This is a genomic window from Cellulomonas sp. P4_H12 (assembly GCF_056400905.1).
The window spans coordinates 93,819-112,946 of record NZ_JBFUKJ010000008.1 but is presented as its reverse complement, the minus strand read 5'-3'; the positions used below and the strand labels follow the sequence as shown (position 1 = coordinate 112,946).

Annotated in this window: 17 protein-coding genes and 1 tRNA gene; 3 read left to right on the top strand and 15 right to left on the bottom strand. The window is 73.9% G+C overall.

Annotated elements, in window-relative coordinates:
- Nucleotides 1–19 precede the first annotated feature (19 nt).
- The 14 genes from AC1DQC_RS06445 to AC1DQC_RS06380 all read right to left on the bottom strand — a co-directional run bounded on the left by AC1DQC_RS06445 (nucleotide 20) and on the right by AC1DQC_RS06380 (nucleotide 15,689).
- Nucleotides 20–502: a hypothetical protein gene (locus AC1DQC_RS06445; RefSeq protein WP_477050391.1), complete on the bottom strand. Its 483-nt coding sequence runs from the start codon at nucleotides 500–502 to the stop codon at nucleotides 20–22.
- Nucleotides 499–1,626, bottom strand: a complete 1,128-nt coding sequence (locus tag AC1DQC_RS06440) for a glycosyltransferase family 4 protein (protein ID WP_477050390.1) — start codon at nucleotides 1,624–1,626, stop codon at nucleotides 499–501. Before AC1DQC_RS06440 ends, AC1DQC_RS06445 begins: the two co-directional genes overlap by 4 nt.
- Nucleotides 1,623–2,273, bottom strand: coding sequence for an L-threonylcarbamoyladenylate synthase (locus tag AC1DQC_RS06435; protein WP_477050389.1), 651 nt, complete (start codon nucleotides 2,271–2,273; stop codon nucleotides 1,623–1,625). Before AC1DQC_RS06435 ends, AC1DQC_RS06440 begins: the two co-directional genes overlap by 4 nt.
- Entirely contained in the window at nucleotides 2,270–3,157 is an 888-nt protein-coding gene (gene prmC / locus AC1DQC_RS06430; protein ID WP_477050388.1) for a peptide chain release factor N(5)-glutamine methyltransferase, read from the bottom strand. The genes AC1DQC_RS06435 and prmC overlap by 4 nt, the downstream gene beginning before the upstream one ends.
- Nucleotides 3,154–4,242, bottom strand: a complete 1,089-nt coding sequence (gene prfA / locus AC1DQC_RS06425; protein WP_477050387.1) for a peptide chain release factor 1 — start codon at nucleotides 4,240–4,242, stop codon at nucleotides 3,154–3,156. The genes prmC and prfA overlap by 4 nt, the downstream gene beginning before the upstream one ends.
- Before the next feature lie 114 nt (nucleotides 4,243–4,356).
- Entirely contained in the window at nucleotides 4,357–4,572 is a 216-nt protein-coding gene (gene rpmE, locus AC1DQC_RS06420) for a 50S ribosomal protein L31 (RefSeq protein WP_315097269.1), read from the bottom strand.
- A 123-nt stretch (nucleotides 4,573–4,695) separates the two neighbouring features.
- The gene (locus AC1DQC_RS06415; RefSeq protein ID WP_477050386.1) at nucleotides 4,696–5,550 is read right to left on the bottom strand and encodes a PPK2 family polyphosphate kinase; all 855 of its coding nucleotides are present in this window, start codon (nucleotides 5,548–5,550) and stop codon (nucleotides 4,696–4,698) included.
- A 99-nt stretch (nucleotides 5,551–5,649) separates the two neighbouring features.
- On the bottom strand, nucleotides 5,650–7,638 hold the full coding sequence (rho, locus tag AC1DQC_RS06410; RefSeq protein WP_477050385.1) for a transcription termination factor Rho: 1,989 nt from the start codon (nucleotides 7,636–7,638) through the stop codon (nucleotides 5,650–5,652).
- A gap of 279 nt (nucleotides 7,639–7,917) precedes the next feature.
- Entirely contained in the window at nucleotides 7,918–8,859 is a 942-nt protein-coding gene (gene thrB / locus AC1DQC_RS06405) for a homoserine kinase (RefSeq protein WP_477050384.1), read from the bottom strand.
- Between the two features lie 8 nt (nucleotides 8,860–8,867).
- On the bottom strand, nucleotides 8,868–9,959 hold the full coding sequence (thrC, locus tag AC1DQC_RS06400) for a threonine synthase (protein WP_477050383.1): 1,092 nt from the start codon (nucleotides 9,957–9,959) through the stop codon (nucleotides 8,868–8,870).
- The gene (locus AC1DQC_RS06395; RefSeq protein ID WP_477050382.1) at nucleotides 9,959–11,281 is read right to left on the bottom strand and encodes a homoserine dehydrogenase; all 1,323 of its coding nucleotides are present in this window, start codon (nucleotides 11,279–11,281) and stop codon (nucleotides 9,959–9,961) included. Before AC1DQC_RS06395 ends, thrC begins: the two co-directional genes overlap by 1 nt.
- A 98-nt stretch (nucleotides 11,282–11,379) precedes the next feature.
- Nucleotides 11,380–12,735 (bottom strand): diaminopimelate decarboxylase, encoded by a 1,356-nt coding sequence (lysA, locus tag AC1DQC_RS06390; RefSeq protein WP_477050381.1) that lies wholly within the window; start codon nucleotides 12,733–12,735, stop codon nucleotides 11,380–11,382.
- A complete protein-coding gene (gene argS / locus AC1DQC_RS06385) occupies nucleotides 12,732–14,414 on the bottom strand; it encodes an arginine--tRNA ligase (protein ID WP_477050380.1) in 1,683 nt (560 codons plus the stop codon). The genes lysA and argS overlap by 4 nt, the downstream gene beginning before the upstream one ends.
- 21 nt (nucleotides 14,415–14,435) lie before the next feature.
- Nucleotides 14,436–15,689, bottom strand: a complete 1,254-nt coding sequence (locus tag AC1DQC_RS06380; protein ID WP_477050379.1) for an MFS transporter — start codon at nucleotides 15,687–15,689, stop codon at nucleotides 14,436–14,438.
- 128 nt (nucleotides 15,690–15,817) lie between these two features.
- Here AC1DQC_RS06380 and AC1DQC_RS06375 point away from each other — a divergent pair, with 128 nt between their 5' ends.
- Entirely contained in the window at nucleotides 15,818–16,468 is a 651-nt protein-coding gene (locus AC1DQC_RS06375) for a FadR/GntR family transcriptional regulator (protein ID WP_477050378.1), read from the top strand.
- Between the two features lie 51 nt (nucleotides 16,469–16,519).
- Nucleotides 16,520–16,592, top strand: a tRNA-Arg gene (locus AC1DQC_RS06370).
- Nucleotides 16,593–16,609: 17 nt separating this feature from the next.
- On the opposite strand, the gene AC1DQC_RS06365 is transcribed toward AC1DQC_RS06370, so the two are convergent.
- Complete coding sequence (locus AC1DQC_RS06365; RefSeq protein ID WP_477050377.1) at nucleotides 16,610–17,596, bottom strand: aldo/keto reductase; 987 nt, start codon at nucleotides 17,594–17,596, stop codon at nucleotides 16,610–16,612.
- Between the two features lie 73 nt (nucleotides 17,597–17,669).
- Here AC1DQC_RS06365 and pdxR point away from each other — a divergent pair, with 73 nt between their 5' ends.
- Nucleotides 17,670–19,115: a MocR-like pyridoxine biosynthesis transcription factor PdxR gene (pdxR, locus tag AC1DQC_RS06360; protein WP_477050376.1), complete on the top strand. Its 1,446-nt coding sequence runs from the start codon at nucleotides 17,670–17,672 to the stop codon at nucleotides 19,113–19,115.
- The last annotated feature ends 13 nt before the right edge of the window (nucleotides 19,116–19,128 follow it).

The following is a 19,128-nucleotide window of genomic DNA, read 5'->3' as shown; positions in this document are numbered from 1 at the left end:
GGATGGGAGGAAGCCTAACCTATGAACGGGCTTGGTCCGGACCTGGTACAGCGCCCCCGGAGGGCCCCTGAGGGGGTGTCGGACCGGCCGCCGGCTCGAAGTAGCCGACCCGTCCGCGGGACACCGCGCGGGCGTCCAGGACGGCCGACCCGATGACGCCCGCGAGCATGACGACGGCCAGCACCTGCGGGTTGTAGAAGTCGAGCGGCTTGAGGGCCACGAGCAGCGCGATCACGACGACGATCTTGACCAGCCAGGCGCCCAGGATGACCGCCATCATCGTCGCCGGGGCGGAGCGCGTCGTGCGCTGCACGGAGATCACCGTGGTGCCCGAGAAGAGCAACGCGACGCCGACCCCGATGAGTGCTCCCCAGACCCCGGAGAGCCCGTCGACCAGGTAGCCGACGAGCACGCCGACGACCGTGAGGACGCCGAGCAGGACGAGCATGTCGCGCAGCGCCTGGCGGAAGACGAGGTCGGTGCTGGACGGTGTGGCGGTCATCGGGTTGCAGCCTCCAGAGGCGGTGTGGCGGCCCGGCCGCGCAGCGGCCCGAGCGTCAGCAGGGTGGCGGCGAGCACGGCCGCGCCGAAGGAGATGAGGACCACCGTGGTCGACCAGCGGACCAGCGCGGCGACCCCGAAGGCGAAGACCGCGGTCCACACGTACATGATCGCGACCGCGCGCCGGTGGGAGTGGCCCAGCTGCAGCATGCGGTGGTGCAGGTGCATGCGGTCCGGGTGGAACGGCGACCTGCCGGCGCCGACGCGCCGGACGATCGCGAGGCCCATGTCGAGCAGCGGGAGCAGCAGCACCGCGAACGGCAGGAGCATCGGCAGGAACGCGGGGAAGCGCTGGCGGACCAGCGCCTGCTCGGGGTCGATCTGGCCCGTGACGACGATCGCCGCGGCGCTGAAGACGAACCCCAGGACCATCGCGCCCGAGTCGCCCATGAAGATGCGGGCGGGATAGACGTTGTGCGGCAGGAAGCCGACGCACGCGCCGACCAGCACCGCGAGCACCAGGGCCGCGAGGTTGGCGTTGGCGTACGCGCCGGGGTTGGCGCCGGCCGTCAGCAGGTACGCGTACAGGAAGAACGCAGTGCCGCCGATGGCGAGGACCCCCGCCGCGAGGCCGTCGAGCCCGTCGACGAAGTTGACGGCGTTCATGGCGATCACCACGGTGAGCACGGTGAGGAACGCCCACATCCGGGTGGACCCGAGCAGCTGCCCGTTCCCCGTGGGCAGCTGGTAGAGCAGCACGCCCTGCCACGCCAGGAACACGCCGGCCAGCACCTGGCCGATCAGCTTGGTGAGCCAGTCGAGGTCCCAGATGTCGTCGGCGACCCCCAGCGCGCACACGATCGCCGCGCCCCCGACGATGCCGATGAGCGGTCGCGGGTTGGCGTACACGTTCTCGAGGAACGGCAGCCGGCTCGTCATGAGGATCGCCACGAGGATGCCCGCGAACATCGCCATGCCCCCCAGCCGGGGCGTCGGGATCGCGTGCACGTCCCGGTCCCGCACGGCCGTGATGGCCCCCCAGCGCAGCGCGCACCAGCGCGCCAGCGGCGTCATCAGGTACGCCACGGTGGCGGAGATGAGCAGGGCGAGCAGGTAGACCCTCACGCGGTGGGCCCCTCGACCGGGGTGACCTCGTTCAGCTGCTCGAGGGTCAGCGCTCCGGCGCGGACCAGCCGCAGCGTCTCCCCGGTGGCGTCGACGATGCTCGACGAGACCTTCCCCGGGGCGTCGCCGCCGTCGAGGTAGACGGCCACGGAGGCGCCGAGCTGGTCGTAGGCCTCCTGCGCCGTGACGGCGGCCGGCGAGCCGGTCGTGTTCGCGCTCGAGACCGCGAGCGGCCCCGTGCGACGCAGCAGGGCGAGGGCGGTCTCGTGGTCCGGCACGCGCAGCGCGACCGTGCCGCGGGTCTCCCCGAGGTCCCAGGCCAGCGACGGCTGCGCGCGGACGATGAGCGTGAGGCCGCCCGGCCAGAACGCCTCGGCCAGTGCGCGGGCACCGGCGGGCACGTCGGTGGCCAGGCCGTCGAGCGTGCGCACGTCCGGGATCAGCACGGGCGGCGGCATCTGCCGGCCTCGGCCCTTGGCGTCCAGGAGCGCCTGGACGGCCGGCGGCGTGAAGGCGTCGGCCGCGATCCCGTAGACGGTGTCCGTCGGCAGCACGACGAGCCCGCCGCGGGACAGGACGTTGACTGCCTCGTCGAGCGCCGGGCCCCAGGTCGTGGGGTCGCTCGCGGGGGTGATCCGGTCGTTCACGGCGCCGAGTCTGTCACGTGGAGGTGTGCGCCACGGCGCGCGACCAGCATCCGCGGCCGGCCCGTCAGGTCCGGGCGCGACTCGACGTCGACGAAGGCGCCGGTGGCGAGGGCGTCGGCGCGTGCGGCGGCGTCCTGCACCTCGGCGTGCTCCATGACGAGCAGCCCGCCCGGCACCAGCAGGCGCGCGGCCGCCCGCAGCACCGCGCGCGGCACGTCGAGGCCGTCGATCCCGCCGCCGTAGAGGGCCAGGTCGGGGTCGTGGTCGCGCACCTCGGGGTCCACCGGCTCCGCGTCCGGCGGGATGTACGGCGGGTTGGCCACGAGCACGTCGACCGTGCCGTCGAGCTCGCTCAGCAGCGTCGGGTCGGCGACGTCCCCGTGCTCGACGCGCAGGGTCGCCCCGTTGTGCGCGGCGTTCCGCCGCGTCAGGTCCACGGCCTCCGGCGACAGGTCCACCGCGACCACCCGGGCCGCGGGGACCTCGGTGGCGACCGCGACGGCGATGCCCCCGGCACCGCAGCAGAGGTCGACGACGAGCGGGTGGTCGAGCCGGGCCGCCTCGTCGATGGCGACCTGCGCGACCACCTCGGTCTCCGGCCGCGGGACGAAGACGCCGGGCTCGACCAGCAGCGTCAGGTACCGGAACCCGGTGGTGCCGACGATGTGCTGCAGCGGCTCGCGGTTCCGTCGCCGCTCGACGAGACCCGCGAACTGCTCCGCGAAGCCCTCGGGCACCGGAGGCGCGAGCACGAGCTCCAGGCGCTCCTGCCCGAGGACGTGCGCGGCGAGTGCGGTCGCGTCGTGCCGCGGCGAGGTCACGCCCGCCTCGGCGAGCAGGCGCGTCGCGCCCTCGACCAGCGCGCGCAGGTCGGGGGCGGTCACGCGTCCCCCGCCGCCGCCAGCCGCGCGGCCTCGTCGGCGTCGATCGCGGACTGCACGACGGGACCCAGCTCGCCGCCCAGGACGGTGTCGAGGTTGTACGCCTTGTAGCCCGTGCGGTGGTCGGCGATGCGGTTCTCCGGGAAGTTGTACGTCCGGATGCGCTCCGAGCGGTCGACCGTGCGGACCTGCGACCGGCGCGCCTCGCTCGCGGCGGCGGCGGCCTCCTCCTGGCGGGCGGCCAGGATCCGGGCACGCAGCACGCGCATGCCGGCCTCACGGTTCTGCAGCTGCGACTTCTCGTTCTGCATCGACACGACGATGCCCGTCGGCAGGTGCGTGATGCGAACGGCGGAGTCGGTGGTGTTCACCGACTGGCCGCCGGGACCGGACGACCGGTACACGTCGATGCGCAGGTCGTTGGCGTCGATGGCCACCTCGGCCTCGTCCTCGGCCTCCGGGAAGACGAGGACGCCGGCCGCGGACGTGTGGATCCGGCCCTGCGACTCGGTCACCGGCACGCGCTGGACGCGGTGCACGCCGCCCTCGTACTTCAGGTGCGCCCAGACGCCGTCCTCCGGCGCGACCGTGCCGCGTGCCTTGATGGCCAGCTGGGCGTCCTTGTAGCCCCCGAGGTCCGACTCGGTCGCACCGAGCAGCTGCGTGGCCCAGCCCATCTTCTCCGCGTACCGCGTGTACATCCGCAGCAGGTCGGCGGCGAACAGGGCGGACTCCTCGCCGCCCTCCCCCGCCTTGACCTCGAGGATCACGTCGCGTGCGTCGTCGGGGTCGCGCGGGATGAGCACCTCGCGCAGCCGGGCGGACGCGGCGTCGGCGGCCGCCTGCAGGCTGGGCAGCTCGGCGGCGAAGCTCTCGTCGGCCTCGGCCAGCTCGGCCGCGGCGTCGGCGTCGTCGGACGCGGCCTTCCAGGCGGTGTACGCCTGCGCGACGCGGCCGAGCTCGGCGTACCGCCGGCCCAGCTTCCGCGCGTTCGCGGCATCGGCGTGCACGGCGGGGTCGGCGAGCTGCGCCTCGATCTGCGCGTGCTCGGCGAGCAGCGGCTCGGCGGCGGCGAATGCCTCGCTCATGCGGGTGTCCTCAGGCTCGTGCTGCTGGGTCCGACAACGACACAGCGCCGGTGCCCTCGCGGACACCGCCATGGAGGGCGGTCGTCCGCGCCGGGCACCGGCGCTGCGGGAATGCTAGGCGTCGGCCTTCTTGCCGTAACGCGCCTCGAACCGGGCCACGCGGCCACCGGTGTCGAGGATCTTCTGCTTGCCCGTGTAGAACGGGTGGCAGGCGCTGCAGACGTCGGCGTGGATCTTGCCGGAGGTCACGGTCGAGCGCGTGACGAAGGTGCTGCCACAGGTGCAGGTGACCTCGGTMAGGACGTACTCGGGGTGGATGTCAGCCTTCACGAAACTTCTCCTTGGGTGGATGTCTCCGGGTCCGGACGCGCGAGACGGCGCCGGTGAACCGCAGACCAGCGAACCATTGTGCCAGAACAGCGCGGGCCGCCGAAATCATCCCCGTCCCGCGACTCAGAACGGCTGGGCGTCGAGGCGCGCGAGCTCCTCCTCCACGTCGAAGTCGGCCGGGGGCCAGCCGAGGTGCAGGCCCTCGAGCGCGTCGCGCAGCAGGCGTCCGACGGCCAGCCGCGCGTACCACTTGTTGTCGGCCGGCACGGCGTACCACGGCGCGTGGTCGGTGTTCGTGCGGTCGAGGACGGCCTGGTAGGCCTCCCGGTACGCCGGCCACTTCGCGCGCTCGTCGATGTCGCCCGGGTTGAACTTCCAGTACTTGTCCGGGCGCTCGAGGCGCTCCCGCAGCCGTGCCTTCTGCTCCTTGGGCGAGACGAGCAGGGCCACCTTGACGATGACCGTGCCCGAGTCGACGATCTCCTGCTCGAACGCGTTGATCTCGTCGTACCGCGGCTCCCACACCTCGCGCGGCGCCAGCTCGTTCACCCGCACCACCAGGACGTCCTCGTAGTGCGACCGGTCGAACACCCCGATGTGCCCCGGCGTCGGCAGCGCCTCCCGGATGCGCTGCAGGTAGTGCTGCGAGCGCTCCTTCTCCGTCGGGACGCCGAACGAGTGCAGCTGGACGCCCTGCGGGTCGACCAGGCCGAGCACGTGGCGCACGATCCCGCCCTTGCCGGCGGTGTCCATGCCCTGCAGCACCAGCAGCACGGAGCGGTTCCCGCCCGAGCGGCCCTGGGCGAACAGCCGCTCCTGCGCGTCGCTGAGGTGCTCGCCGTCCGCGACCAGCCGCTTGTCGGCCGCCTCCTCGCTGTGGTCCCAGCCGGGCGTCGCGGACAGGTCCGCGGCGGCCAGGTCGTACCCGGGCTCGACCCGCAGGACCTCCCGCGGGGGTGTGCTCCACGACTTCGCCATCGAATCGCCTCCAGGGTGCGCTGCGGACGAGTGCACGGTAGCGGGACGACGACGGCMCCGCTCCCCTGAGCGGGGAACGGGGCCGTGCGCGCGGGTCGGTCAGTCGCTGCCGGGGGTCGTCTTCTGCACCTGGAGCAGGAACTCGACGTTCGACTTGGTCTCGCGGAGCTTGCCGATGAGCAGCTCGATGGCCTGGGTCTGGTCGAGCGCACCCATGACGCGGCGCAGCTTGTAGATGATCTTCAGCTCGTCGTGCGGCATGAGGATCTCCTCGCGGCGCGTGCCCGACGCGTTGACGTCGACCGCCGGGAAGATCCGCTTGTCCGCCAGGCCGCGGGAGAGCCGGAGCTCCATGTTCCCCGTGCCCTTGAACTCCTCGAAGATGACCTCGTCCATCTTGGAGCCCGTCTCCACCAGCGCCGACGCGAGGATGGTGAGCGAGCCGCCGTGTTCGATGTTGCGGGCCGCGCCGAAGAACCGCTTGGGCGGGTACAGCGCCGAGGCGTCGACACCACCCGACAGGATGCGCCCGGACGCCGGGGCGGCCAGGTTGTAGGCCCGCGAGAGGCGGGTCAGCGAGTCGAGCAGCACGACGACGTCCTGGCCCAGCTCGACCAGGCGCTTGGCGCGCTCGATGGCGAGCTCGGCGACGATCGTGTGGTCCGAGGCGGGGCGGTCGAACGTCGAGGCGATGACCTCGCCCTTGACCGTCCGCTCCATGTCCGTGACCTCTTCGGGGCGCTCGTCGACGAGCACGACCATGAGGTGGACCTCGGGGTTGTTGGTCGTGATGGCGTTCGCGATCTGCTGCATGATGATCGTCTTGCCCGCCTTGGGGGGCGCGACGATGAGGCCGCGCTGGCCCTTGCCGATGGGCGCGACGATGTCGATCACGCGCGGCGACAGCTTGCCCGAGTCGCTCTCGAGGCGGAGGCGCTCCTGCGGGTACAGCGGCGTGAGCTTGTTGAACTCGGGGCGCACGCGGGCGCCGTCCGGCTCCAGGCCGTTGACCGAGTCCAGGCGGACCAGCGCGTTGAACTTGCTGGGCCGGTTGCCCTGCGGCGGCTGCTCGCCCTCGCGCGGCTGGCGGACGGCGCCGGTGACGGCGTCGCCGCGGCGCAGGCCGTAGCGCTTGACCTGGTTGAGCGAGACGTACACGTCGTTGGCGCTGGGCAGGTAGCCCGTGGTGCGGACGAACGCGTAGCTGTCCATGAGGTCGAGGATCCCGGCGACGGGGAGCAGGACGTCGTCGTCGTTGACCTCGATGTCGTCGAGCCCGGCGAGCTCGCCGGCCCCCGGGCGGCCGCGCGTGCCACGGCCCTTGCGGTCGCGGTCACGGTCGCGGTAGCGGTCACGCGAGCGACGGCGGCGACCGCCGCGCTCGTCGAGACCGTCCTCGTCCTGGTCCCGGCGCGGCTGGGTGCCCTGCTGCTGGGTCCCCTGCGGGGCGTTGCCGCCCTGCTGACGGGTGCCCTGCTGGCCGTCGCGCTGCGGGCGCTCCTGCTGCTGGGTGTCGCGCTGCTGGCCGTTGGTCTGCTGACGGTCCTGCTGACCGTTCGTCTGCTGGCCGTTGGACGGGGCGCGGTCGCCCTCGTCGGCCTGCGGGGCTCCGGCGCCGCGGCCGGCCCGGCGCGAGCGCCGCTCCCCGGTCACGCCACCGACGGCGTCCGCCGCACGTGCGGCGCGGTCGTCACGGTGCTCGACGGGCGCGAGCTTCGCGTCCAGCGCAGCTTCCAGGCCCGCCAGCGCGTCGCCGCGCGGAGCGCGCACCGGGCGCTCCTGCTGCGGCGCGGTCTCGCCGCCGAGATCGAGCTGCGGCGCCTCGGTGCGCGGCGCACGGGTGCGCCGCACGGGGGCGTCGGTGACCGCCACGGCCTCGGCGCGACGCGGCTCGAGCGCCTGCGGCCGGGAGCCGCCACGAGCGTCCGAGATGGCCTGGACGAGGTCGCCCTTGCGCATCTTGGACGTGCCCTTGACGCCCAGCTCGGACGCCATCGCCTGCAGCTCGGGCAGGCGGAGCGCTGAGATCCCGGCGCTGCGGGCGGACCCGCCGGAGCTGCTCACGGCGGGTTCGATGATGTCTGTCACGAAGGACCCTTCCCCTCGTCGGTGGCCGGGACCCGGGGCACGGGGATCGGCCGACGTCCGGTCGCGGTGACCGAGACGGTGCTGGAGCCACACACGCGCTGCGTACGACGACGTCTGCGCACGGTGGGCTGGATCGTTCTCGGGTCGTCTACTCACTCTGAGGCGGCCGGTCACTCACGACGCGGGCCACCGGAGGACGAGGTCCGGGGAACGCATCGATGTTATCACTGTCGGCTCCTGCACCCGGTCGGGTGAACGACCGGCGCGTTCTTCACCCGGTCAGATCACCTGGTGGACGGTCGCGCCTTCGCGGGCCACCGGGAGGGGCAGGATCTGCCAGCCGCCCATGGCGCCGCCGAACGCCGCGCGCACCGCCTCGTCCGCGTCGGTGGCCAGCACGCCGTCGGCACCTCCGACCCGCCGCGCGAGCACCAGCACGGTGGGGCCGGCACCCGACACCACGGCCGCGACCCCCTGGGCACGCAGGACGTCGACGAGCGCCAGCGAGCCCGGCATCACCGCCCGCCGGTACTCCTGGTGGAGCCGGTCCTGCGTGGCGGCGAGCAGCAGCTCGGGTCGTCGGCCGAGGGCCTCGACCAGCAGCGCCGACCGGCCCGCCTGGAACGCGGCGTCGGCGTGGGGGACCGTCGCGGGCAGGACGCCGCGGGCGGCCTCCGTCGAGAGGTGGTGCGGCGGGACGATCGCGAGCAGCGCCACGTCGTCGTGGACCTGGAGATCGACGGCTCGGAACCGGTCGTCGTGCCAGGCCAGCGTCGCGCCGCCGAGCACCGCGGGTGCGGCGTTGTCGGGGTGGCCCTCGATCCGTGCCGCGAGGTCGAGCGCGACGTCGTCGGAGAGCGCCTCCGGGTCGGCGATCAGCCCGCGCGCGGCGACGATGCCCGCCACGACGGCCCCGGCCGACGAGCCGAGCCCGCGCCCGTGGGGGATGCGGTTGCGGCACACGAGGTGCAGGCCCGTCTGCGACGCGCCCACCAGGTCGAGCGCCGCGCGCAACGAGCTGACGACCAGGTGCTGCTCGTCGTCGGGGACCTGCCCGGCCCCCTCCCCCGTGACCTCCACCTGGACGCCCGGCGAGGCGAGCGCGCGAACCTCGAGCTCGTCGTACAGCCCGAGGGCGATGCCGAACGCGTCGAACCCGGGGCCGAGGTTGGCGCTGGTGGCGGGGACGCGGACGCGGACGTGGTCCGCACCCAGGCGCATCGCGGGCCTCAGTCCAGGCCGAGGGCGGTGGCGATGGACACCACGTCCGACGAGATCCGCACCGGGACGACGTCGCCGCCGTCCGAGGTGCGCAGCGCCCACTGCGGGTCCTTGAGTCCGTGCCCGGTGACCGTCACGACGATGCGCGCGCCGGCCGGCACGCGGCCCTCGTCGCTCAGCCGCAGCAGGCCCGCGACGCCCGACGCGGACGCCGGCTCCACGAAGATGCCGACCTCGGCCGAGAGCACCCGGTGCGCGACGAGGATCTCCTCGTCGGTCACCGCCTCGATCAGGCCGCCCGACGAGTCGCGCGCCTCCTCGGCCTGCAGCCACGACGCGGGGTTGCCGATGCGGATCGCCGTGGCGATGGTCTCCGGCTGGTCGATCGGGTGGCCCTTCACGATGGGGGCGGCGCCGGCGGCCTGGAAGCCCCACATGATCGGCGTCCGCGTCGCGACGGCCTCGTGGGCCGCGCCGGCGTCGAGCCCGGCGTACTCGCGGAAGCCCTTCCAGTACGCGGTGATGTTGCCGGCGTTGCCGACGGGAAGCACGTGGATGTCCGGGGCGTCGCCGAGGGCGTCGACGATCTCGAACGCCGCCGTCTTCTGGCCCTCGATGCGGTCGGGGTTCACCGAGTTCACCAGCTCGACCGGGTACGCCTCGGCCAGCTTGCGGGCCGCGACCAGGCAGTCGTCGAAGTTGCCGTCGACCTGCAGCAGCGTGGCGCCGTGCGCGACGGCCTGGCTCAGCTTGCCCATCGCGATCTTGCCGTCCGGCACCAGCACCGCGCAGACCATCCCGGCGCGCGTCGCGTAGGCCGCGGCCGACGCGGACGTGTTGCCGGTCGACGCGCACACGACCGCCTGGGCGCCGCGCCCGGCCGCCGCCGACATCGCGGTCGTCATGCCGCGGTCCTTGAACGAGCCGGTCGGGTTCATGCCCTCGACCTTGACGAACACCTCGGCGCCGGTGCGCTGCGAGAGCGTCGGCGACGGGACGAGCGGCGTCCCGCCCTCGCCGAGCGTCACGATGCGCTCCTGCACGTGGGCGGGCAGGCGGTCGGCGTACTCGGCGATGACGCCGCGCCACTGGTGGGCCATCAGGCTCCCTCGACTCGCAGGACGGACACGACACGACGGACGACGTCGAGGCCGGCGATGGCGTCGACGGTGCTGCGCAGGGCCCGCTCCGGGGCGGCGTGCGTGGTGATCACCAGCCGCGCGAAGTCGGCGGACGGCGTCTCGGACGCGGGCGACTGGCGCACCGCCTCGATCGACACGTCGTGCGACGCCAGGACCGTGGCCACCTGGGCGAGGACGCCCGGGAGGTCGGCGACCTCGAGCCGGACCTGGTACCGGGTGCGCGCCGCGGCGGCGGGCAGCACGGGCAGCTCCGCGTACCGCGACTCGACGGGTCCCTTGCCGCCGAGCACGCGGTGCCGGGCCACGGAGACGACGTCGCCGAGCACGGCGGACGCCGTCGGCTCCCCGCCCGCGCCGCGGCCGTAGAACATGAGCTCGCCGGCGGCCTCGGCCTCGACGAACACCGCGTTGTAGGCGCCGCGGACCCCGGCCAGCGGGTGTCCGGCCGGCACGAGCGCGGGGTGCACGCGGACCTGCACGCCCTCGACGCCGTCGGCCTCGCCACGCTCCGCGATCGCGAGCAGCTTGAGCACGTGGCCCGTGCGCTGCGCCCACAGGACGTCGTCGGCGGTGAGCGACGTGATCCCCTCGCGGGAGACGTCGTCGAGGGACACGCGCGTGTGGAACGCGAGCGAGGCGAGGATGGCCGCCTTGGCGGCGGCGTCGTAGCCCTCGACGTCGGCCGTCGGGTCCGCCTCCGCGTACCCGAGCGCCTGGGCCTCCTTGACCGCCTGATCCAGGTCGAGGCCCTCCGACGCCATCTTGTCCAGCACGTAGTTGGTGGTGCCGTTGACGATGCCGAGCACGCGGGTCACGCGATCGCCCGCGAGCGACTCGCGCACCGGGCGCACGATCGGGATCGCGCCGGCGACGGCGGCCTCGAAGTACAGGTCCACGCCGGCCTCGTCGGCAGCCGCGTAGAGCGTGGGTCCGTCCTGCGCGAGCAACGCCTTGTTGGCGGTGACCACCGACGCACCGCCGGCGATCGCGCGCAGCAGCAGACTCCGCGCGGGCTCGATCCCGCCCATGACCTCCACGACGACGTCGGCGCGCTCGACCAGCGCCTCGGCGTCGGCGGTCAGCAGCGACCGGTGGACGACAGCGTCCCGGGGGGCGTCGACGTCGCGGACCGCGACCCCGACCAGCTCGAGCTTCGTCCCGACCCGGGAGGCGAGGTCCGACGCCTGCGTCGTCAGCAGCCGCACCACTTCCGTGCCGACGACGCCGCAGCCGAGGACGGCGACGCGCAGAGGCGGATGGGCGGGCACGGGCGAGGGCACGGACGGCCTCCTGGTCGGTCGGGCGGGAGCGCCCTCAGGATAGGGGGCGTCCCGCCTGGCGGGACGCGTGGTCCGACAGGTGGAGGGGGCCGCGGCGGTCAGCCCTGGTCGAGCGCCAGCAGGTCGTCCTCGGTCTCGCGGCGGACCAGGACCCGGGAGGCCCTGTCCACGACGGCGACCACGGGCGGGCGCGGGACGTGGTTGTAGTTGGACGCCATCGACCGCCCGTAGGCGCCCGTCGCGGCGACCGCCAGCAGGTCGCCCGCGCGGACGTCGGCCGGCAGCTGCACCTCGTGCACGACGATGTCGCCGCTCTCGCAGTGCTTGCCGACGACGCGCGCGAGCACGGTGTCGCCGCTCGCGAGCCGGCCGACGACCTCCGCGTGGTACTGCGCGCCGTACAGGGCGGGCCGGATGTTGTCGCTCATCCCGCCGTCGATCGACACGTAGGTGCGGGTGCGCCCGTCCTCGATCCGGACGGGCTTGACCGTGCCCACGGTGTACAGGGTCAGGCCGGCGGGACCGACGATCGCGCGGCCCGGCTCGATGGAGAAGCGCGGGAGGGGGGTGCCCAGCTCGGCGGCGGTCGCCGCGACGGAGGCCGCGACGTCCTTGGCGATCCGGTCCGGGTCGAGCGCGACCTCGCCCGGCAGGTACGCGATGCCGTAGCCGCCGCCCAGGTCGACCTCGTCGACCAGCACGCCGGTCCGCTCGGCGAGCTGCGCCCGCAGGGTGAGCACCGCGCGGGCGGCGACCTCGAAGCCCGACGGGTCGAGGATCTGCGAGCCGATGTGCGAGTGGATGCCGAGCAGCCGCAGCTCGGGCCGCGCGAGCGCGGCGAGCAGCGCGCGCATGGCCGGGCTGTCGCCGTCGGCCGACGCGATCGAGAGGCCGAACTTCTGGTCCTCGTGCGCGGTGGAGATGTACTCGTGGCCGCCCGCGTGCACGCCGGTGGTCACGCGGACCATCACGGGTGCGGGCCGGTCCACCGAGGCGGCGTCGGCGACCCGGTCGATCTCGACCAGCGAGTCGACGATGATCCGACCGACGTCGGCGTCGAGCGCGCGGGCGATCTCCGCGTCGGACTTGTTGTTGCCGTGCAGGCCGATGTGCGCGCCGGGCACGCCCGCGCGCAGCGCGACCGCGAGCTCGCCGCCCGTGGCGGTGTCGACGCGCAGGCCCTCCTCGTGCACCCAGCGGGCCACGGCGACCGACAGGAACGCCTTGCCCGCGTAGTACACGTCGACGCCCGCGCCGATCTCGGCGAACGCGGTCTCGAACGCACGTCGGTAGCCGCGGGCGCGGGCGCGCAGGTCGGCCTCGTCCAGCACGTAGGCGGGCGTGCCGTGCGTCGTCGCCAGGGTGCGGACGTCGACGCCCGCCACGCTCACGACGCCGTCAGCGGCGCGCGCGACACCCGTGGACCAGGGCTCCCCGGGGATCGAGGTGGTCACATGCGGTCCGGTGCGGTGACGCCGAGCAGGCCGAGGCCGTTGGCGAGGACCTGGCGGGTGGCGTCGTTGAGCCAGAGCCGGGTGCGGTGCGCGTCGGTCACGGGCTCGTCGCCCTCGGGGACCACGCGGCGCTTCTGGTCGTACCACTTGTGGTACGACCCGGCGAGCTCCTCGAGGTACCGCGCAACGCGGTGCGGCTCGCGCAGCTCGGCGGCCTGCGCCACGACCCGCGGGAGCTCGGCGAGCTGGCCGAGGAGCACCGACTCGCTCGGGTGGTCGAGCAGCGACGCGTCGAACCCGTCCTCGCGGCGCACCCCCGCGTCGGCGGCGTTGCGGGCCACGCTGGACGTGCGCGCGTGCGCGTACTGGACGTAGAACACCGGGTTCTCGTTGGTCGCCCGCGTCAGCAGGTCCAGGTCGAGGTCGATGCTCGAGTCCGCCGACGAGCGCGCGAGCGCGTACCGGGCGGCGTCCACGCCGACGGCGTCGACGAGGTCGTCGATGGTCACCACCGTGCCGGCGCGCTTGCTCATGCGGACCGGCGCGCCGTCCTTCACCAGGTTGACCAGCTGCCCGATGAGGATCTCGAGGTTGACGCCGGGGGTGTCGCCGAACGCCGCGCAGATCGCCATCATGCGGCCGATGTACCCGTGGTGGTCGGCGCCGAGCATGATCACGACGCGGTCGAACCCGCGCTCGCGCTTGTCGAGGTAGTAGGCGATGTCGCCCGCGATGTAGGCGGCCTCGCCGTTGGACCGGATGATCACGCGGTCGCGGTCGTCGCCGAACGTCGTCGTGCGCAGCCACACCGCGCCGTCCGCCTCGAAGATGTGGCCGAGCTCGCGCAGCCGGGCGATCGCCCGGTCCACGGCGCCGGACTCGTGCAGCGAGTCCTCGTGGAAGTAGACGTCGAAGTGGACGCCGAAGTCGTCCAGGGACTTGCGGATCTCCGCGAACATCAGCTCGACGCCCCGGGCGCGGAACGCCTCGTTCGCCTCGTCCTCCGGCAGGGTCCGCGGGTCCGGCTCGCCGGCGGCGAGGGCGTCGGCCACCACCTGCTCCGCGATCTCGCTGATGTACTGGCCGCCGTAGCCGTCCTCGGGCGCGTCCCGGCCCAGCGCGCGGGCGAGCAGCGACCGCGAGAAGCGGTCGATCTGCGCGCCGTGGTCGTTGAAGTAGTACTCGCGGGTGACCGACGCGCCGGACGCCTGCAGCACGCGCGCCAGGCTGTCGCCGACGGCCGCCCACCGCACGCCACCGATGTGCAGCGGGCCGGTCGGGTTGGCCGAGACGAACTCCAGGTTGAGCGAGACGCCGGCGAGCGTCTCGTTCCGGCCGTACTCGGCGCCCTGCTCCACGACGGAACGGGCGAGCTCGCCGGCCGCGGCGGCCTCGAGCCGGATGTTGAGGAAGCCGGGTCCCGCCACCTCGACCTCGGCGACGCCGGGGGTGTCGCCCAGGCGACGCGCGAGCTCCTCGGCGAAGACGCGCGGGTTGGTGCCGGCCTTTTTGGCCAGCTGCATGGCCACGTTGGTGGCCCAGTCGCCGTGCTCGCGCTGCCGGGGTCGCTCGAGGTGCACGGTCGCGGGGATCGCGGCGGGGTCGAGGGCGAACGTGCCGTCGTCGACGGCGTGCACGAGGGCGGCCTTGAGGGCCTCGGAGAGCTGGGCGGGAGTCACCGGAGAAGGGTACCGAGCGGATCAGGCCTCTCTTGCGGTCGGTTCAGGGCCGAGCATCGTCGGCCGGCAGGCGAACCAGCCGGCCACGAGCAGGAGCCCGACGAGGCCGAGCAGCACGAGGAACGGCTCGCGCCAGGAGCCCGTCGCCACGTGCAGGACACCGATGCCCACCGGTCCGACCACCGCGAGCCCGTACCCGAGGCCCTGCACCATGCCGGACAGGGCGACGGCGACCGCGGGCGTGCGCGACCGCAGGCCGATGAGCGCGAGCATGATCGGGAACGATCCCGGACCGATGCCGACGAGCACCATCCACACCGCGGTCCCGTGCGCCGGCGTCAGCATCAGCCCGAGGAGCCCGACCACCCAGCACGCGACGAAGCCGACCACCAACGGGTACGGGTTGCGCATCCGCGCGGTGAGCACCGGCGACGCGATGGAGGCCGGCAGGCCCAGGATCGCGAAGACGGCCAACCACCGCCCGCCCACGTCGGCACCGAGACCGGCGTCGGCCAGGATCTCGGGCAGCCACGCGAACAGCACGTAGGTACAGGTGGTATTCGCGAAGAACGTCAGCACGAGCGCCCAGGCCAGCCGCGAGCGCCACACGATCCGGCTCTCCGCCGCCCCCGCGCGTTCGAGTGCCGCCGGCCGATCCGTGCGGGGCGCCCGGCGGAGCAGGGTGCGCAGGTGCGAGCGCGCCGCGACGGACTGCGCGATCACGACCACCCACGGCACCACGGCCGCGAACCCGAGGATCGCCCACATGCCGACCGAGAAGCGCCAGCCCGCGGCCTGGGCCACCGGCAGCGCCACCAGGGGCGGCACCGCCGCGCTCACGGACATCGACACGGAGTACGCCGCGGTGACGGTCCCGATGCGGTCGGGGAAGTAGCGCTTGACCAGCGGCGGGAGCAGCACGTTGCCCATGCCCAGGCCGCCGAGCGCGATCACCGACCAGGCCAGGAAGGCCGGTGCGCCGTCGGCGAGCGCACGCAGGAGCTCGCCGGACATGGAGAGCAGCAGCGCGAGGATCATCGTCGGCTCGAGACCCAGCCGCCGGGCGACGGGGGTGGCCAACGAGCCGAAGACCGCGAACGACGCCACGGGGATGGTGCCGAGCAGACCCACCTGCGTCGCGCTGAGCGCGAAGTCCTCCCGGACCACGTCGACGATCGGCGAGACGGCCGCGACCGCGATGCGCAGGTTCAACCCGACCAGGACGATGCCCGCGAGGACGACGAGCCGGCCGCGCCAGGGCGCGGGCGTGGGCATCGACGGGGGCAACGTGGGACTCTCCGGTGGGCGACGGCGCGGTCCGCAGATCATCCGTACGGAGGTCTGGCGTCCGCCGACCCGCCGGTGTTGACTGCACCGCATGCCTGGACACGGAGCGTAACCGGATGGCGCGACGGACCGGACTGATCGACACCGCGGTGGACGAGCTCCGCGGACGGATCGAGTCGGAGCAGTGGCCGGTAGGGTCCCGGATCCCGCCCGAGCCTGCCCTGGTGGACCTGCTCGGCGTCGGCCGCAACACGGTGCGCGAGGCCGTGCAGTCGCTGGTCCACGCGGGCCTGCTCGAGCGCCGCCAGGGCTCGGGCACCTACGTGCTGTCCCGGTCCGAGCTGGCCGTCACCATGGGCCGGCAGATCGCCGACGCCCGCCAGCGCGACGTCGTCGAGGTCCGTCGGGCCCTCGAGGTCGAGGCCGGCCGCCTGGCCGCCCGCCGGCGCACCGCGGCCGACGCGGCGGGCCTGCTCACGCGTCGCGACGAGCGCGCCGCCGCCTATCGGGCGGGCGACCTCGACGCGATGGTGGCCACCGACCTCGACCTGCACCGCGCGATCGTCCGCGCGACCGCCAACCCCGTGCTGGTGACCCTCTACGAGAACCTCCTCGACGCGATCGGCGAGAACATCCGGTTCAACTTCGTCACCGACACCCACGGCCACGACGCGCACGACGTGCTGGTCGAGGCGATCGTCGCGGGCGACGACGGCCGCGCCGCCAGCGAGACCACGCGCTACCTGTCCGCGCTGCTGGGCGAGTGAGCGACGGCTGGTAGTGTCGTGCACCGCATCGACCCCCGGGTCGGTGAGCACGCCCGCGTAGCTCAGTGGATAGAGCGTCTGCCTCCGGAGCAGAAGGTCGAAGGTTCGAGTCCTTTCGCGGGCACAGAGAACGGCAGCTCGTCAGGCCTCGTCGAGCCGGGTGCGCAGCTCGCCATCGAGGACCAGATCGAGCGCACCCAACGACTCGTCGAGCTGCGCGACCGAGTGCGCGCCGACGATCGGGATGACGGGCGTCGGGCCGCCGAGGAGCCACGCGAGCGCGACCTGGTTCGCCGTGGCGCCCACCTCGCGTCCGACCTCGCGCAGCACCTCGACCCGACGCCGGCTGCTCGGGTGGTCGGCGCCGCCGAACAGCGGCTTGTCGGCGCGCGTGTACGCCCCCTGGTGCAGCGGCGAGTACACGGTCACGGCGAGCGGCGGGCGACCGTCGGCACCCGTGGACGCGGCGTAGTCGAGCAGGTCGCCCGACACCCAGCTCGACCGGAACGGCGTCGGGCTCGGGTACACGTAGCTGCCCTGCTGCTGGACGACGCCGTACGGCTCGACGCCCAGGCGTGCGGCGGTCTCGCGTGCCTCCACGACGCGCCACGTCGTGACGTTGGAGATGCCCGGCACGCCGACCACCCCGTCGGCCACGAGCTTGCCGAAGGCTCCGACGGTCTCCTCCAAGGCGGTGTCGCGGTCGTCCACGTGCCCGTACAGGACGTCGAGCCGGTCGACGCCCAGGTGGAGCAGGCTCGTGGCGGCCTCGCGGTGGATGGTGTCGGCGCCCAGGCCCTGGAAGTTCGTCGGCGGTGTGTTCGCCAGGGGCAGCGCCGGGTCCCTCTTGGCCGCGCCGCACTTGGTCGCGATGCGGACGCGGTCCCGCAGCCCGCGCGACGCCAGCCAGGCGCCGATCACGTCCTCGCTCTCGTGCCCGTGGCCGCCCGCGTCCCAGGCGTTGTAGTTGTTCGCCGTGTCGAGGAACGTGCCGCCGGCCTCCACGAAGCGGTCGAGGACCTCGAAGGCCGCCTCGCGCGGAGTGTGCGTGCCGAAGTGCATGGTGCCGAGGCACAGGACGCTGACGTCGGTGGAGGTGCGTCCGGAGCCGATGGTGCGCTGCTGCATGGTGTTCTCCTCGTGGTTCTGGTGACGGATCCGACGCTAGGCGGACAGCGGACCGGGAGTACGGTCCATTTCTGTGGCAGACGACCAGACCAAACACTGGGTCGGCGACGCGCTCGTCACCCTCGAGGGCGGCCAGCCGGTGCACGTCGCGCTCGAGCGGGCACTGCGTTCTGCGGTCCGCGAGGGACGCCTCCGCCCGGGCGATCCGGTGCCGCCGAGCAGAGCGCTGGCCCGCGACCTCGGCGTCTCGCGGTGGGTGGTGACGCAGGCGTACGGAGGCCTCGTCGCCGAGGGCGTGCTGGACGCGCGCACGGGTGCGGGCACCCGCGTCGCGTCCACGTCGTGGCCCACCCTTACGCCGACCCGGGCTCCCGACCGCACGGCCCGTCCCCGGCCTGCGTTCGACCTCGGCCCGGGCGTGCCGGACCTGCGCCACCTACCCCGTGCGGCCTGGGTCTCGGCGGTTCGCGCGGCCGTCACGTCCGCGACGCCTGACGACCTCGTCGCGCCGGACCCCCGCGGCGTGCCCTCGCTGCGCCAGGCGCTCGCCGACCGGTTGACGGTGACGCGCGCGGCGTTCGTCGATGCGGACGCCGTCGTCGTGACGCACGGCGCTGCGGACGGCATGACGCGCCTGGCGCGATCCCTGCGCGCCGCGGGCCATGACTCCGTGCTCGTCGAGGACCCGAGCTGGCCGCGGCTGCGCGATGTCGCCGCGGCCGCCGGACTGCATCCCGTGCCGGTGCCGGTCGACGAGGACGGGGTGGACACCGACGCGCTGGTGGAGGCGGCCGAGCGCACGGGCGCTCGCGCCGCGCTGGTGACGCCCTCGCACCAGTTCCCTGTCGGCGCCGCGCTCGTCCCGGCGCGGCGAGAGGCGCTCGTCCGATGGGCGCGCTCCGTCGACGGGGTGATCGTCGAGGACGACTATGACGCCGAGTTCCGCTACGACCGCCGCCCGGTGGCGGCCCTGCGTGCGCTCGCGCCCGACCGGGTCGCGCTGGTGGGGTCGTGGAGCAAGACGCTGGCCCCGGGGATCGGCATCGGGTGGCTGGTCCCTCCCGACGACGTCCCCGCCGCGCGCGCGGGGCTCGACGTCGACGCGAGCGCTCCCCCGTCGCTGCACCAGCTCGCCTGCGCCGCGCTGCTCACCGACGGGGCGTACGACCGGCACCTCCGTGCGGCCCGCGCTCGGTACCGGCGCCGACGGGCGGCTCTGCTCGCCGCGCTCGAGCGTGGGCTGCCGGGCCTGCCCGTGACGGGTCTCGCCGCAGGCTTGCACGTCGTGCTGGGGCTGCCGCCGGGGGTCGACGAGGACCGCGTGACCCGGCTGGCTGCGCGGCGCGACGTGCGCGTGGTGCCCTCAGGTCGCTATCGCGTCGGGACCACGGCCCGACCGCCTGCGCTCGTCGTCGGGTACGGCAACCTGGTCGACGCCAGGCTGGACGAGGCGGTGGCCCGCCTGGCCGCGGCCGTCGGCGAGGCGGCGTCGTCCGGTGCACGCGCGCGTGGCGGTTGAGGAGCTCCGACCG